Origin of the sequence: Klenkia soli (assembly GCF_900103975.1) — a bacterium.
In the GTDB taxonomy this organism is placed as follows: Bacteria; Actinomycetota; Actinomycetes; order Mycobacteriales; family Geodermatophilaceae; genus Klenkia; species Klenkia soli.
Genome location: NZ_FNIR01000002.1, coordinates 1 through 14,741, shown reverse-complemented (window position 1 = coordinate 14,741; position 14,741 = coordinate 1). Strand labels below are relative to the sequence as shown.

Annotated in this window: 10 protein-coding genes; 2 read left to right on the top strand and 8 right to left on the bottom strand. The window is 72.9% G+C overall.

Features of this window, described 5'->3' with window-relative positions; all coding sequences use genetic code 11:
- Nucleotides 1–4: 4 nt before the first annotated feature.
- A complete protein-coding gene (locus BLS67_RS02925) occupies nt 5–4,906 on the bottom strand; it encodes an NAD-glutamate dehydrogenase (protein WP_091239478.1) in 4,902 nt (1,633 codons plus the stop codon).
- A 53-nt stretch (nt 4,907–4,959) separates the two neighbouring features.
- A complete protein-coding gene (locus BLS67_RS02920) occupies nt 4,960–5,346 on the bottom strand; it encodes a phage holin family protein (protein ID WP_242653777.1) in 387 nt (128 codons plus the stop codon).
- A gap of 108 nt (nt 5,347–5,454) precedes the next feature.
- Between BLS67_RS02920 and BLS67_RS02915 the strand changes: the two genes are divergently transcribed.
- A complete protein-coding gene (locus tag BLS67_RS02915) occupies nt 5,455–6,279 on the top strand; it encodes an alpha/beta hydrolase (protein WP_091239474.1) in 825 nt (274 codons plus the stop codon).
- A 6-nt stretch (nt 6,280–6,285) separates the two neighbouring features.
- Here BLS67_RS02915 and BLS67_RS02910 read toward each other — a convergent pair whose 3' ends face one another.
- The 5 genes from BLS67_RS02910 to BLS67_RS02890 form a co-directional block, all read right to left on the bottom strand.
- Nucleotides 6,286–7,905 carry an ABC transporter ATP-binding protein gene (locus tag BLS67_RS02910; RefSeq protein ID WP_091239471.1) on the bottom strand — a complete coding sequence of 540 codons (1,620 nt, stop codon included), beginning with the start codon at nt 7,903–7,905 and terminating at the stop codon, nt 6,286–6,288.
- 1 nt (nt 7,906) lies between these two features.
- Nucleotides 7,907–8,821, bottom strand: coding sequence for an ABC transporter permease (locus BLS67_RS02905; RefSeq protein ID WP_207500214.1), 915 nt, complete (start codon nt 8,819–8,821; stop codon nt 7,907–7,909).
- On the bottom strand, nt 8,818–9,831 hold the full coding sequence (locus BLS67_RS02900; RefSeq protein ID WP_091239468.1) for an ABC transporter permease: 1,014 nt from the start codon (nt 9,829–9,831) through the stop codon (nt 8,818–8,820). Before BLS67_RS02900 ends, BLS67_RS02905 begins: the two co-directional genes overlap by 4 nt.
- A gap of 73 nt (nt 9,832–9,904) precedes the next feature.
- On the bottom strand, nt 9,905–11,518 hold the full coding sequence (locus tag BLS67_RS02895) for an ABC transporter substrate-binding protein (RefSeq protein ID WP_091239464.1): 1,614 nt from the start codon (nt 11,516–11,518) through the stop codon (nt 9,905–9,907).
- Between the two features lie 39 nt (nt 11,519–11,557).
- Nucleotides 11,558–12,814 (bottom strand): aminotransferase class III-fold pyridoxal phosphate-dependent enzyme, encoded by a 1,257-nt coding sequence (locus tag BLS67_RS02890; protein WP_207500212.1) that lies wholly within the window; start codon nt 12,812–12,814, stop codon nt 11,558–11,560.
- A 148-nt stretch (nt 12,815–12,962) separates the two neighbouring features.
- Here BLS67_RS02890 and BLS67_RS23380 point away from each other — a divergent pair, with 148 nt between their 5' ends.
- On the top strand, nt 12,963–13,562 hold the full coding sequence (locus tag BLS67_RS23380) for a TetR/AcrR family transcriptional regulator (protein ID WP_165617451.1): 600 nt from the start codon (nt 12,963–12,965) through the stop codon (nt 13,560–13,562).
- Nucleotides 13,563–13,566: 4 nt separating this feature from the next.
- Here the strand turns inward: BLS67_RS23380 and BLS67_RS02875 are convergent.
- The coding region (locus BLS67_RS02875; protein ID WP_131801660.1) for an NAD(P)-binding domain-containing protein at nt 13,567–14,741 on the bottom strand (1,175 nt) is incomplete at its 5' end.

Here is a 14,741-nt window from a genome sequence, read left to right as displayed (position 1 = left end):
CCGGTCAGCCCCTCCGCAGGCCGCGCAGGGTGCGGACGGCGACCACCAGCTCGGCCAGCTCGTGCGCCTCGCCCGCGGCCAGCTCGGCCAGCTGGGCGGCCGCCCGGCGCTGCGCGGTGTCCCAGCGGTCGGCCCAGCGGGCGACGAGGGTGTCGGGGTCCTCGTCGTCGCCGGCGCGCCCGCGCAGCACCTCGGCCGTGAGCGCGGCCTGCTCGGCGGTGAGGTCGTCGCGGAGCGCGGCCCGGGCCATCGAGGGCCAGCGACGGTCACGGGGGAGACCGATGACCAGCTCGCGCAGCGGCACGAGGTCCAGCCGGGCGGCGACGCACTCCCAGACCCGGCCGGCCAGCGGGATCGGCGCCCCGGTCTCCTCGCACACCCGGGTGAGGTCCAGCGCGCCGGGCAGCAGCGGGGCGACCGCCGCGGTGGCGGCGAGCTCCGCGGGCACCCCGGCGGCCCGGAACCCCGCCGCGCGCTCGGCGTAGGCCTCGGCGTCGGCGCCCAGCAGCCACTGCGGCAGCTCGCGGGCGACGGTCGCGGCCGGCCCGGCGAACCGGGCGGCCGACGCGGCGATCGACTCACCGGGCTCGGCGGCCAGCTCGGGCAGGTGCAGCAGCCAGCGGGCGGCCCGCTCGGCCAACCGGGTCGCCTCGGTGCGCAGCTGCACCTGGACGGCGGCCGGCACCCGGTTGTCCAGCGGGCGGGCGGCGTCCCAGAACCGGTCGACGTCGAAGACCGCACGAGCAACCGCGTGCGCCCGGACGACGGCCACCAGCGGCGCACCGGTCTCCTCGGACAGCCGGAACAACCCGGTGACCCCCGCGACGTTCACCGCCCGGTTGACCAGCGCGGTGGCGATGATCTCCCGGCGCAGCGGGTGCTGCTCGACCGCCTCGGGGAAGCGCTCGCGCAGCGGGGCCGGGGCGTACTCGGTGAGCAGCCGGCCCAGCGCGGGGTCGTCGGGCAGCGTGGAGTGCAGCACGGCGGCGTCGGCCTCGAGCTTGGCGTAGGCCAGCAGCACCGACAGCTCGGGGGAGGTCAGCGCCTGGCCGTCGCGGCGGCGCTCGGACAGCGCCCGGCCGTCGGGGAGGGCCTCGACCGCCCGGTCCAGCCGGCCCGAGCGCTCCAGGGCCCGCATGAACCGGGTGTGGGCGTCGAGCAGGCTGCGCGCGGAGGCGGACTCGGCGGCCAGGGTGGCGTTCTGCGCGTAGTTGTCGGTGAGGACCTGGGCGGCGACCTCGTCGGTCATCGAGGCCAGCAGCGCGGCCCGGCCCTCGGCGTCCAGCTGCACGGCGCCCAGCGCGATCTTGAGGTTGACCTCGTGGTCGGAGGTGTCCACCCCGGCCGAGTTGTCGATGGCGTCGGTGTTGACCCGTCCGCCGGCCAGCGCGTACTCGATGCGGCCGCGCTGGGTCAGCCCCAGGTTGCCGCCCTCGCCGACCACCCGCACCCGGAGGTCCTCGCCGTTCACCCGCACGGCGTCGTTGGCCTTGTCCCCGACGTCCAGCGCGCTCTCGGTCGACGCCTTGACGTAGGTGCCGATGCCGCCGTTGAACAGCAGGTCGACCGGGGCCAGCAGGACCGCGCGGATCAGCTCGGCCGGGGTGAGGTGGTCGACGTCGGCGGCCAGCCCGAGCGCGGTGCGCACCGGCTCGCTGACCGGCACGGACTTCGCCGTGCGGGGCCACACGCCACCGCCGGCGCTGATCAGCATCGGGTCGTAGTCGGCCCAGCTGGACCGGGGGAGGGCGAACAGCCGCTGCCGCTCGGCGAACGAGGTCGCGGCGTCCGGGGTGGGGTCGACGAACACGTGCCGGTGGTCGAACGCCGCCACCACCCGCAGGTGCTCGGACAGCAGCATCCCGTTGCCGAACACGTCGCCGCTCATGTCGCCGACGCCGACGACGGTGATCTCCTGCGTCTGGGTGTCGATGCCCAGCTCGCGGAAGTGCCGGGTCACCGACTCCCAGGCGCCGCGGGCGGTGATGCCCATGGCCTTGTGGTCGTAGCCGACCGACCCGCCCGAGGCGAAGGCGTCGCCCAGCCAGAAGCCGCGCTCGATCGACACCGAGTTGGCCAGGTCGGAGAAGGTCGCCGTCCCCTTGTCGGCCGCGACGACGAGGTAGGTGTCGTCGCCGTCGTGCCGCACCACGCCCTCGGCGGGGACGACGGCGCCGTCGACCAGGTTGTCGGTCAGCGACAGCAGGGCGCCGATGAACAGCCGGTAGCAGGCCTTGCCCTCGGCCAGCCACGCCTCGCGGTCGGCCGGCGGGCGCAGCAGCACGAAGCCGCCCTTCGCGCCGGTGGGCACGATGACGGTGTTCTTCACCGTCTGCGCCTTGACCAGGCCGAGGATCTCTGTGCGGAGGTCCTCGCGCCGGTCGGACCAGCGCAGCCCGCCGCGGGCCACTGCGCCGAAGCGCAGGTGCACGCCGGTGACGCGGGGGGAGGAGACCCAGACCTCGCGGGCCGGGCGCGGTTCGGGCAGGTCGGGGACGGCGTGCGGGTCCAGCTTGATGGCCAGCGGGGTGCCGTCGGTGAAGGCACCCGCGGTGTAGGCGGTCGTGCGCTGGGTGGCCCGGACGGCGGCCAGCAGCGCGGTGAGCACGCGGTCGGCGTCCAGCGAGGAGACGGCGCCGATCCCGTCGGTCAGCCGCTCGACCAGCGCGTTCTCGGCGCCGGCCCGGTCACCGGTCTGCCGCGGGTCGAACCGCACCGCGAACAGCTCGAGGACGATCGCGACCAGATCGGGGTGCTCGGCCAGCACCGTCTCCACGTACCGCGCCGAGAACGGCAGCCCGCCCTGGCGCAGCCACTGCACGTAGGCCCGCACCACGGCGACCTGCTGCCAGGTCAGCCCGGCGACCAGCACCAGCGCACCGAGACCGTCGTCCTCGGCGTCGCCGCGCCACACGGCGGCGATCGCGTCGGTGAACCGGCGGGGGAGGGTGTCGGTGGCCGGGATCTCGATCTGCGCCGGCAGCGCCAGGCCGAAGTCGTACACCCACGCCAGCGGGGCGCCGATCCGGTCGATCTCGTAGGGCCGCTCGTCGACGACGTCGACGCCGAGGTGCTGGAGCACGGGCAGCACCTGGCTGAGCAGCAGGCGCTCGCCCACCCGGAACACCGTCAGCCGGCGCTCGCCGGGGGCGGCGTCGCGGGGGGTCCACAGCCGCAGCGACAGCTCACCGGGCTGCAGGGACTCCAGCCGGTCCAGGTCGCCCACGGCGGTGGAGGCGGGGAAGTCGGCCTGGTAGGCGGGCGGGAACGCATCGGCGACCTGGGCCAGGCGACGCTCGGCGTCGCGCCCGTACTCGGCGGCGAGGACGTCGCCCAGGTCGTCGGTCCAGCTGCGGGCCGCGGCGGCCAGCTGCCGCTCGAGCTCCTGGACGTCGACCTCGGGCAGCGCGGCGACCCCGCGGCGGGCCTGCACCCGCACGACGAAGTGGATGCGGGTGAGCACCGACTCGGTGGAGCGCGCGGTGTACTCGATGGAGGACCCGCCCAGGGTCTCCAGCAGCAGCCGCTGCATCGCCAGCCGGACCTCGGTGGTGTACCGGTCGCGGGGCAGGTAGACCAGCGCGGAGAAGAACCGGCCGAACGGGTCGCGGCGCAGGAACAACCGGGTCTGCCGGCGCTCGCGCAGGTGCAGCACCGCCAGCGCGACCGGCAGCAGCTCCTCGACGTCGACCTGCAGCAGCTCGTCGCGCGGGTAGGTCTCGAGGACGTCGAGCAGCTCCTTGCCGGTGTGGCTCTCGGCCTCCACGCCGGAGCGGGCCAGCACCGCCGCCGCCGTGCGGCGCACCAGCGGCACCTCGGTGACGCTGGCCGTGTACGCGCCGGTGGGGAACAGCCCGACGATGCGGTGCTGCCGGATCCGCGACCCCTTCGGCCCGGGCAGCGAGATGGCGACGACGTCCAACCACGCCGGGCGGTGCACGGTCGAGCGGACGTCGGCCTTGGTGACCAGCACCCGCCGGCCCAGCGCGCCCCGGGCGGCGGCGCTGACCGGCACCACCGGGGTGCTCATGTCGGTGTCGTCGCGCAGCACGCCCAGGCCGCTGGCCGGCACCGCGGCGGTGGCGGGCTCGCCGTCGGTCTCGACCAGGTCGACGTCGCGGGCGCCGAGGAAGACGAAGTTGCCCTCGACCATCCAGCGCAGCAGCGCGGCGGCCTCGTGCGGGTCGTCGGCGGGGTCGGTGCTGGTGCTCGCCGGCTCCCGCTCGAGGAAGTGGGCGAGGTCCAGGGCGCGGGCCTTGAGCTTCTCGGCGTCCTCGTGCACCCCGCGGACGTCGGCGAGCACGGTGCGCAGGCCGGCGACCAGGTCATCGGCTGCCTCGTCGTCGATGGTGCCGGCCAGCACGACCGCGATCCAGGACTCGGCGATGGCGTCGGCGGGGTCGGTGCCGTCGCAGAACTGCAGCAGGGTGCCGGTGATGTCGCGGCGCACGTGCACCACCGGGTGGACGACGTGGTCGAGCACCACCTTCTGCCGCACGACCTCGGCGGCGACGGAGTCGACCAGGAACGGCATGTCGTCGGTGACCACGCGCAGCACGGAGGAGCCGTTCTGCGTGCGGTCGACCGCCACCACCGCCGCCCCCTGCGGCCGGGTCGCGGCCAGGGCCAGGTGGTCCAGCGCCAGGCGGGCCAGCGAGCCGGGGTCGTGCCCGACCACCTCGGCGGCGGGCTCGCCGCGGAAGTAGGAGTGCACCACCGCGGGGACGTCGTCGTCGGTCAGCCCGGCCGGCAGGTCGGGCACCTCCTCGGTGGCCAGCGCCTCGCCGGCCAGGTCGAGCAGGTTCGCCTTCTCGGTGCGGGCCGCCTCGAGCGCGGCCATCTCGTCGGCCGGGGCGGCGTCCCGGGTGGTGGTGGCGGAGCTGGGGACGGTCCCGGGACGAGCCATGACCCCGACGCTAGTGGGCAGACGTCCTGGACGTCATCCGGCGCACGGAGTGTTCAGCTCTTGACCTCGAGCGGGAGCAGCAGCTCGGCGATCCAGCTGAACAGGGCGATGAGGAAGCCACCGGCGACCGCCGTCCAGAAGCCGTCGACCTCCAGGCGGTCGCTGATCGCCGCGGTGATGCCCAGCAGGGCCGCGTTGACGACCAGCAGGAACAACCCCAGGGTCAGGACGACGAACGGCAGCGACAGCAACCGCACCACCGGGCCGACGATCGTGTTGACCACGGCGAACAGCAGGGCGACCCAGAGGTAGGTGCCGGCCACCCCGAAGGTCCCCTCGGTGTTGCCGACGACGGTGATGCCGCTGACCAGCCGGGTGACCACGTAGATGATCACGGCCAGGACGACGACGCGGAGCGCGAACCTCACGACGGTGGACACGGTGGCAAGGTAGCGGCGCCGCCCTCCATCGGCTCGTCTACGGATGTCTAGCTGCTCCCCTAGACGTCCGAAGACTCCCCTACCGGCGAGCGGGTCTAACCTGCGGCGATGACGAGCCACGCCGACGGACACCTCTCCACGGGCCAGTACTGGCAGGGCTGGGCGCCCGACGAGGTGACCGGTGTCGTCGTCCTGGTGCACGGCCTGCACGAGCACGGTGGCCGGTACGCCCACGTCGCGCAACGGCTGGCCCGGTCCGGGTACGCCACCTACGCCGTCGACCACCCGGGGCACGGCCGCTCGCCGGGCACCCGCGGGAACATCGGGTCGATGGCCGCGACCGTCACCGGCGTGGACGAGACCGCCGTGCTGGCCGCCCGCCGGCACCCCGACGTCCCGGTGTTCGTGTACGGGCACAGCATGGGCGGGCTGGTCGCCGCGCAGCACCTGACCGGCTCGCCGTCGGTACCGGTGCGCGGCGCCGTCCTCTCGGCGGCCGCGCTGGACCTCGGCGCCGCCAACGCCCTCCAGCAGAAGGTGGCGCCGGTGCTGGGCCGGCTGCTGCCCGACCTGGGCGTCCTCACCCTCGACTCCGACGCCGTGAGCCGCGATCCCGCCGTGGTGGCTGCCTACCGGGCCGACCCGCTCAACCGGATGGGCAAGGTCCGGGCCCGCACCGGGGCCGAGATGATCACCACGGTCGCCGCCATGCCCGAGCGGCTGCGCCGGCTGACCATGCCGGTGCTGGTGGTCCACGGCGGCGCCGACCGGCTGGTCCCGCCGGCGGCCAGCGAGTTCGTGGCGTCCACGGTCTCCTCGGCCGACGTCACCCACACCGTCCACCCGGGCCTGTTCCACGAGCCGCACAACGAGCCCGAGCAGGAGCAGGTCCTGGACGACGTCGTCGGTTGGCTGGACGCGCACCGCGGCTGAGCGAGTTCAGGCCGGAGCGGCCTCGCCCACCGGGATGGCCGCCAGCAGCGCCTGCGTGTAGGCGTGCTGCGGGTGGTCGAACAACTCGGCCGGGCTGCCGCTCTCGAGGATGCGACCGCCCTTCATCACGTGCACGACGTGGCAGATCATCCGGACGACCGCCAGGTCGTGGCTGATGAACAGGAAGCTCAGCCCCAGCCGCTGCTGCAGCGAGACCAGCAGCTCGAGGATCTGGGCCTGGACCAGCACGTCCAGCGCCGAGACCGCCTCGTCCAGCACGACGACGTCGGGGTCCAGGGCCAGGGCCCGGGCGATGGCGACCCGCTGCCGTTGCCCGCCGGACAGCTCGTGCGGGTAGCGACGGGCCAGCTCGGGGTCCAGCGCGACCTGCTGCAGCAGCTCGGCGACCTTCGCCCGGCGCTGCGCGGGGGTGCCGACCTCGTGCACGTCCAGCGGTTCGCGGACGGCGTCGCCGACGGTGTAGCGGGAGTCCAGCGCGGCGTAGGGGTTCTGGAACACCGGCTGCACCCGGCGCCGGAACGCGAAGAGCTCCTTGCCGCCGATGCCGGTGACCGACGTGCCCTCGAAGGCCAGCTCGCCGGCCGTGGGCTGCTCCAGCTTCAGCACCATCTTGGCCACCGTCGACTTGCCCGAACCGCTCTCGCCGACGATCCCGACCGTGGTCCCGCGCGGGATGGTGAAGGTGACGTCGTCGGCCGCGGTGAACGGGGTGCGCCGGCCCAGGGCGCCGGTGCGCACGGGGTAGTCCTTGCGCAGGCCGGTGACCTCGATGATCGGCTCGGGGGTGCCCTCCGGCGGCGTCACCATCGAGGAGGTGGCCAGGCTGGGCGCAGCGGAGATCAGCAGCCGGGTGTAGTCGGCCGTGGGGGAGGTGAGGACGGTCCGGGCGGAGCCCTCCTCGACGACCCGCCCCTTGCGCATGACCACCACGTGGTCGGCCCGCTCGGCGGCCAGCGCGAGGTCGTGGGTGACCAGCAGGACAGCGGTGCCCATCGTCGCGGTGAGCTCGGCGAGCTGGTCGAGCACGGTCTTCTGCACGGTGACGTCCAGCGCGGAGGTCGGCTCGTCGGCGATCAGCAGCTGCGGGCGCAGGGCCAGGCCCATCGCGATGAGCACCCGCTGGCGCATGCCCCCGGAGAACTCGTGGGGGTACTGGGCGTAGCGGCGGCCGGCGTCGGCGATGCCCACCCGCTCCAGCAGCTCGGTCGCCTTCTTCTTCGCCTCCCGGCCCCGGGCCTCGCGGTGCACGGTGAACACCTCGGCGATCTGCGACCCGACCGAGCGCAGCGGGTTCAGGTTCGACATCGGGTCCTGCGGCACCAGGCCGATCCGCTTGCCCCGGACGCCGTTCATCTGCTTCTCGGACCGGGCCAGCAGGTCGACCCCGTCGAAGGTCACCGACCCCCCGGTCACCCGTCCGTTGGGGGCCAGCAACCGGTTGACCGCTGCGGTCAGCGTGGACTTGCCCGACCCCGACTCGCCGACCACCGCGACGGTCTGCCCGGCGTGCACGGTCAGCGAGGCACCGGACACGGCCTCGACGTCGCCGCGGTCGGTGCGGAAGGCCACCGACAGGTCGCGGACCTCGAGCAGGGCATCGGTCATGTCAGCGTCCTCTGTTCTTGACGTCGAACACGTCGCGCAGGCCGTCGCCCAGGAAGTTGACCGCCAGCACCACCGTGATCATCGCGATGCCGGGCCCCGCGGCGATCCACCACTGGTAGAAGTTCGCCGCGCCGTCGGTGATCATCGCGCCCCACTCGGGCGAGGGCGGCAGGGCGCCCAGGCCCAGGAAGCTCAACGAGGCGACCAGGATGATGATCGAGCCCAGGTCCATCGTGGCGTTGACCGAGACCGGGGTCAGCGAGTGCGGCAGCACGTGCTTGCGCAGGATCGCCGTCCGGCTCATGCCGATCGCCCGGGCCGCGAGCACGTGCTCGCGCTCCTTGATCGACAGGATCTGCCCGCGGACCAGCCGGGCGTAGATCGGCCACCAGACCGCGACGATGGCCAGGAACGCGTTCGTCAGACCCGGCCCGAGCGCGGCGGCCACCGCCATGGCCAGCAGGATCGAGGGGAAGGCCATGGTGATGTCGGCGGTGCGCATCAGCACCGCATCCACCCAGCCGCCGAAGAAGCCGGCCACCGCGCCCACCACGCTGCCCACCGCCACCGACAGCACGATGGCCAGCACGGCGATCGGCAACGACAGGCGGGCGCCGTGCAGCACGCGGGAGAACACGTCCCGGCCCAGGGAGTCGGTGCCGAACAGGTGCTCGGCCGACGGCGGGAGCAGCCGGCCACCCGACGACGCGAACGGGTCGTGCGGGGCCAGCACGCCGGCCAGGGCGATGACGCCCACCCACACCAGGACGACGACGGCGCCGACCACGATCTGCGGTCGGGCGAACCGCCGCATCCGCACCCGGAAGGGCAGCTTCTCGTCGTCGAGCGGGGTCTGCGGGAGACCGGCGCCGCCGAACGGTCCGGTCTCGGGGAGGGCGCCTGCGGTGATGGTCATGACAGCCGCACCCTGGGGTCGATGGTCGCGTAGGCGATGTCGGTGAGCAGGTTGCCGAGCAGGAAGAGCACCCCGCCCACCAGGCAGACGCCGGTGATGGCCGGGAAGTCCAGGCCCCGGGACGACTCGACCGCGTAGGTGCCGATGCCGTTCCAGGAGAAGATCGTCTCGATCAGCACCGCACCCATGATCAGCAAGCCGACCGAGACGCCGATCAGGGTGACCACCGGGGTGATCGCGTTCTTGAGCACGTGCCGGTTGAGCACCTGGCCGCGGGCCATGCCCTTCGCCCGGGCGGTGCGGACGTAGTCGGCGCCCTGCTCCTCCAGCATCTGCGAGCGCACCAGCCGGATCACCGTGCCCAGCAGGGCCAGGCTCATGATGAACGCCGGCATCAGCAGGTGCGCGAAGGCGTCGGTGAACAGCGGCCAGTCCCCGGCCAGCAGGGAGTCCACCGTGTAGAAGCCGGTGACGTCCGGGGGCGGGATGACGCGGGCCGACAGCCGGCCGGGGGAGGGCGCGATGCCCAGCGTCGCGTAGAAGACGAACAGGAAGATCAGGCCGACCCAGAACACCGGCAGGGAGGACCCGGCCAGCGCGGCGACCCGCAGCACGCCGTCGGCGGCCCGCCCCTTGTTCCGGGCGGCGACCACCCCGCCCAGGGTGCCGAGCACGACCGCGATGACCAGGGCGGTGAACGCCAGCTCGAGGGTGGCCGGCAACCGGGCGCCCAGGTCGTCCAGCACGGGGGACTTGGTCCGGAACGAGGTTCCCAGGTCACCGTGGACCAGGTTGGACAGGTACACCCAGTACTGCTCGGGCAGGCTCTTGTCCAGGCCCCACCGGCGGGTGGCCGCGGCCACGACGTCGGGGTTGCCGAGGTTGCGCTCGCCCACGATGGTCACCAGCGGGTTGCTGGAGACCGAGCGGGACAGGAAGAACGCGATGGTCACGATGCCCCACAGCAGGAGGGGGATCAGCGCCAGGCGGCGGAGGGTGAAGCGAAGCACGGGCTGCTCCCTGGGTGGGGGTGGCGTCCGGGTCCCGGGAGGCGGGTGAGCGCCCCCCGGGAGGTCCAGGGGGTCAGTCTGCGAACGTCAGCCGGGTCAGGTCCAGGTTCCGGGTGATGTCGTAGTTGTTGCCCTCGAGCTCGGCCGAGCTGGCCAGGATGTACTTCGGGTTGACGATCGGCAGGATGATCGCGTCGTCGTACATCAGCTGGCCCAGCTCGGTGTAGGTCGCCGTCCGCTCGTCGCCGGACTGCGCCAGTGCGGCGGCCACCAGGGAGTTCTCCTCCGGGTTGACCGGCATCCGGGCCCGGCCCGCCCAGACCGACCCGTCGATCAGGGAGAAGTACTGGAAGTACTGGACGGTGTCGGGGTGGTCGGGGGCGAAGTAGATCGCGGTGACCGGGTAGCCGGTGCTGTCGATCTGCTCGCCCCAGGTGGAGAAGTCCACCGGGGCCAGGTTCAGCGTCACGCCGATCTGGGCCAGGCTCTGCTGGATCGACTGCATCTCGGTGTTGGAGCTGACGCCGTAGGCGGAGAACGTCGGGTAGGTGGCGTCGAGGGTCAGCCCGTCGGGGTACCCGGCCTCGGCGAGCAACGCCTTCGCGCCCTCGGGGTCGAAGTCGGGGATCGGCAGGTCGTCGCTGCCCTCGAAGCCGTTGGGGATGCCGGTGGACTGCCGCTCGCCGTTGCCGGCCAGGGTGGCGTCGATGACGGAGTCGTAGTCGATGCCCATCCGGATGGCGTCGCGCACCCGCACGTCCTGCAGGGCCTCGCCCCCGGCCACCCCGGGGGACAGCGCCAGGTACAGGAAGTTGTACGAGGGGACGACGTCCGTGGTCAGCGAGGAGTCCCCCTCGATCTGGTCCAGGGCGTCGAAGCTGATCTGCATGGCCAGGTCGATGTCGCCCTGCTGCAGCTGCTGCAGCTGCGCCGAGGCGTCCGTGACCTCCTTGATGGTCACGCTGGAGAAGTTGGGCTCCTCGCCCCAGTACGAGTCGTTGGCCGACAGCACGATCTCCGACCCCTCGCTGTAGGAGTCCAGCACGTACTGGCCCGAGCCGGCCGAGTTCTCCAGGAACCACTGCTCCGCGGTGTCGGTGCTGGCGGCGTCGGCGTCGGCGGTCGCGCCGTTCTCCGCGGCCAGGTCGGAGTTCACGACCCCCATGTAGGAGGCCGAGGTGATGTTGAGGAAGGCCGAGTTCGGCGCCGCCGACGTCACCACGACGGTGCGGTCGTCGGTGGCCTCCACCCCGGTGATGCCCTGCATGAAGTAGCTGGGCAGACCCTGCAGGTTCTGCACCCGCAGCCACGACCAGGCGACGTCCTTCGCCTCGACCGGCGAGCCGTCGGCGAAGACGGCGTCCGGGTCGAGGGTGAAGGTGAACTGGGTGGAGTCCTCGTTGGCCTCCCACGACTCCGCCAGCAACGGCTCGAGCTCGCCGTCGGGGGTGGCCCGCACGACCGTCTCGTACACGGCGGAGTTGTAGATCTGGCAGGTGTCGCACAGCGACCGCGAGATGTCGAGGGAGTTCACGTCCATCGCCCGGCCGATGATGATGCCGGTCCGGTCGGTGGTGGCCGGTCCGGTCGAGGAGCACGCCGCCAGGGCCGTCGCGGCCAGGACCACGACCCCTGCCCGTACTGCGGTGCGACGACGGTGGCGGGCCTTCGGGCGGGCGGTGCTCATGGGTCTCCTCTGCCGTGCCGGGTGGGGTGGGGTGGGGGATCAGACGTCGAGCGCGGCGAGCTCGTCGAAGGCGTCCTGCGTGCGCAGCAACGCCTCGTCGACGACCTCGTCGGTGTGGGCCGTGGAGAGGAACATGTTGTGCCAGGGGTGCAGCAGCACCCCGCGCCTGACCGCGGCGTCGGTGAAGGCGAAGGCGCGCTTCTTGTGCACGTCGTCGGCGAAGACCAGCAGCGGCATCTGCGTGGGCCCGGTGAGCTCGAGCGGCAGTCCGGCGGCGATCGACTGGGCCTCCAACCCGGCCTTGAAGCGGGCGCCGGCCGACCGCGTGAGCGCCGGGGCGTCGACCGCGATCGCCTCGCGGACCGTGGCGATGCCCGCCGCCATCGACACGGCGGAGGACCAGAACGAGCCGGTGACGTAGACCTCGGACGCCGCGGCCGACAGCGCGTCGGTGCCCACCAGGGCGGCGATCGCGTAGCCGTTGGCCAGCGCCTTGGAGAACGCGGTGAGGTCCGGTCGCACGCCGAGGGACTCCCAGGCGCCGCGGACGTCGAGCCGGAACCCGGTCCGCACCTCGTCCAGCAGCAGCGCGGCGCCCTCGGCCGTGGCCGACTCGCGGGCGGCCCGGGCGAACGCCGGGTCGACCAGCTCCTGGGGGACGAAGGCGTCGTGCCGGAACGGCGTGACGATGATCGCCGCGATGTCCCCGGAGTGCGCTGCGACGGCGGCCCGCAGCGAGGCGACGTCGTTGTACTCGAACTCGACGATGTTGGCCCGGTCGGCGTCGGTGACACCGGCCGTGCGCGGGGTGAACCAGTCGTTGGCCCCGTGGTAGGCGACGGCGGCCTTGAGGAACTTGGCCTTGCCGGTGGCGGCGCGGGTGATCCGGATCCCCATCGAGGTCGCGTCCGTGCCGTTCTTGGCGAACATCGCCCAGTCGGCGTGCGCGATGGTCCCGGTGAGCACCTCGGCGAGCTCCACCATCCGGGCCGAGGGCCCGGTGAGGGTGTCGCCGAGGGCCTGCTGGGCGGCCGCCGCGGCGTCGACCCGGGGGTTGCGGTGCCCGAGCAGCATCGGCCCGAAGGCGCACAGGAAGTCGATGTAGCGGTTGCCGTCGACGTCCCAGGTCAGGGCGCCCTCGCCGCGCTCGTAGAACTGCGGGTAGGACGGCGGCATCGTGTGCTCGTTGACCAGCATGTGGCCGTACATGCCACCGGGGATGACCCGGGCGGCCCGGGCACGCAGCTCGGCGTCGCGCGTCCGCGTCTCGGTCAGGCGTTCGTCGGCGACGGTCACGGCAGGCCTCCAGGGGGGTGGTGCGACGTCCGAACTATTTATGTCGGATGTTCGAGATAAGTTAGATTCCGACTACGCTGCTGTAAAGACCCCACCGGCGATTTCCGTGACCGGGGTCACCACCCCCGGGCCGTCAGCGAGGAGCTCCGTGCCGAAGATCGTCGACCACGCCGAGCGGCGACGGGAGGTGCTGGACGCCACCTGGCGGGTGATCGCGCGGTCGGGTCTGGACACCGCCACCACCCGGGCGATCGCCGAGGAGGCCGGGTACTCCATCGGGGTGCTGACGCACTACTTCAGCGACAAGCAGGACATCCTGGTCTCGGCGCACCGGCTCGCCTTCGCCCGTGCGCGCGACCGGATCCTGGCTGCCACCCGGGAGTGCACCGGGACCACGGCCCTGCGGCTGGCCATGCTCGAGGCGCTGCCGCTGGACGACGAGCGGTTCGTCGAGGCCCAGGTCGACGTCAGCTTCCTGGGCCAGTCGGTGGGCAACGCGTACCTGCGCGGGATCCGCAGCGCGTCCTACGAGGGGTCGCGCCGGCTGTGGCGCGGCTTCCTCGACCAGGCCTCGGCCGCGGGCGAGCTGGCCGACGACGCCGACCTGCCGCGGCTGGTCGACGACGTCGTGGGCATGGTCGACTCGCTGTCGATCCAGGCGATCGTCGACCCGGGCCACATGACCCCGGACCACCAGGTGCTCCTGGTCGACCGGTTCCTGGAGCGGATCGCCCGCACCGCCCGCTGACCCCTCAGCGCGGGTGGTGCACCGGCGCACGCTCGCTGACCGGGGTGGGGATGCCCTCGTACCGGGCCTTGAGCTGCAGGGCCAGGTAGAGGGAGTAGTGCCGCGACAGGGCCAGGTTGCCGCCGTGGAACCACAGCTGGGGGACCGCGGTCGGCTTCCAGACGTTGCGCAGCTCGCCCTCCCACGGTCCCGGGTCGCCGGTCGTGCCCGAGCCCAGACCCCAGACCCGGCCCAGCCGGTCGGCCGTCTCCTGGTCGACCAGGTCGGCCACCCAGCCGTTCGCCGGTTCGTAGCCGGTGGCGTAGACGACCAGGTCGGCGGGCAGCGCCGTCCCGTCCGCCAGCACGACGGCGTCCTCGGTGAGCTCCTGGACCTGCCCGCGCGCCAGGGCGACCGAGCCGTCGGCGACCAACCCGGAGGCCCCCACGTCGATGTAGTAGCCCGAGCCCCGGCGGAGGTACTTCAGCGACATCCCGGTGTCGTCCTCACCGAAGTCGAGCGCGAAGCCGGCCGCCTCGAGGCGGGCGTAGAAGTCGGCGTCCTGCACCCGGATGCGGTCGTAGACCGGCTTCTGGAAGCGCCCGAGCAGCGCCATGGGGACCGACGCCCCCACCAGGTCGGCCCGTGCGGTGGTCGTGCCGGCGGCGACCGCGGCCTCGGAGTAGGTGCCGGCCATCGACTGCAGCACGGCCTCGGAGCGCACCACGAGGGTGGAGCTGCGCTGCACCATGGTGACGTCGGCGCCGTTCTCCCAGAGGGCGGCGCAGATGTCGTGCGCGGAGTTGTTGCTCCCGACGACGACGACCTTCTTGTCCCGGTAGGCCTCGGGTCCGGGGTGGGCCGAGGAGTGCTGCTGCTCGCCGCGGAAGCGGTCCATGCCGGGGAACTGCGGCATGCGGGCCTTGCCGCTCATGCCGGTGGCGAAGACCAGCTCGGTGGGGTGCAGGGTGAGCCGCTCGCCGTCCCGGGTGACCTGGACGTCCCAGTGCCCGGCGGCCTCGTCGAAGGAGGCGGACTCGACGGTGGTGGAGCTCCAGTAGTTGAGCTCCATGACCTTGGTGTACATCTCCAGCCAGTCGCCGATCTTGTCCTTGGGCGCGAACACCGGCCAGTTGTCCGGGAACGGCAGGTAGGGCAGGTGGTCGTACCAGACCGGGTCGTGCAGGCACAGGGACTTGT

Coding starts and splice junctions, on each gene's coding strand:
- BLS67_RS02925 (WP_091239478.1), bottom strand. CDS start 4,906: ATGGCTCGTCCCGGGACCGTCCCCAGCTCCGCCACCACCACCCGGGAC.
- BLS67_RS02915 (WP_091239474.1), top strand. CDS start 5,455: ATGACGAGCCACGCCGACGGACACCTCTCCACGGGCCAGTACTGGCAG.
- BLS67_RS02910 (WP_091239471.1), bottom strand. CDS start 7,905: ATGACCGATGCCCTGCTCGAGGTCCGCGACCTGTCGGTGGCCTTCCGC.
- BLS67_RS02905 (WP_207500214.1), bottom strand. CDS start 8,821: ATGACCATCACCGCAGGCGCCCTCCCCGAGACCGGACCGTTCGGCGGC.
- BLS67_RS02895 (WP_091239464.1), bottom strand. CDS start 11,518: ATGAGCACCGCCCGCCCGAAGGCCCGCCACCGTCGTCGCACCGCAGTA.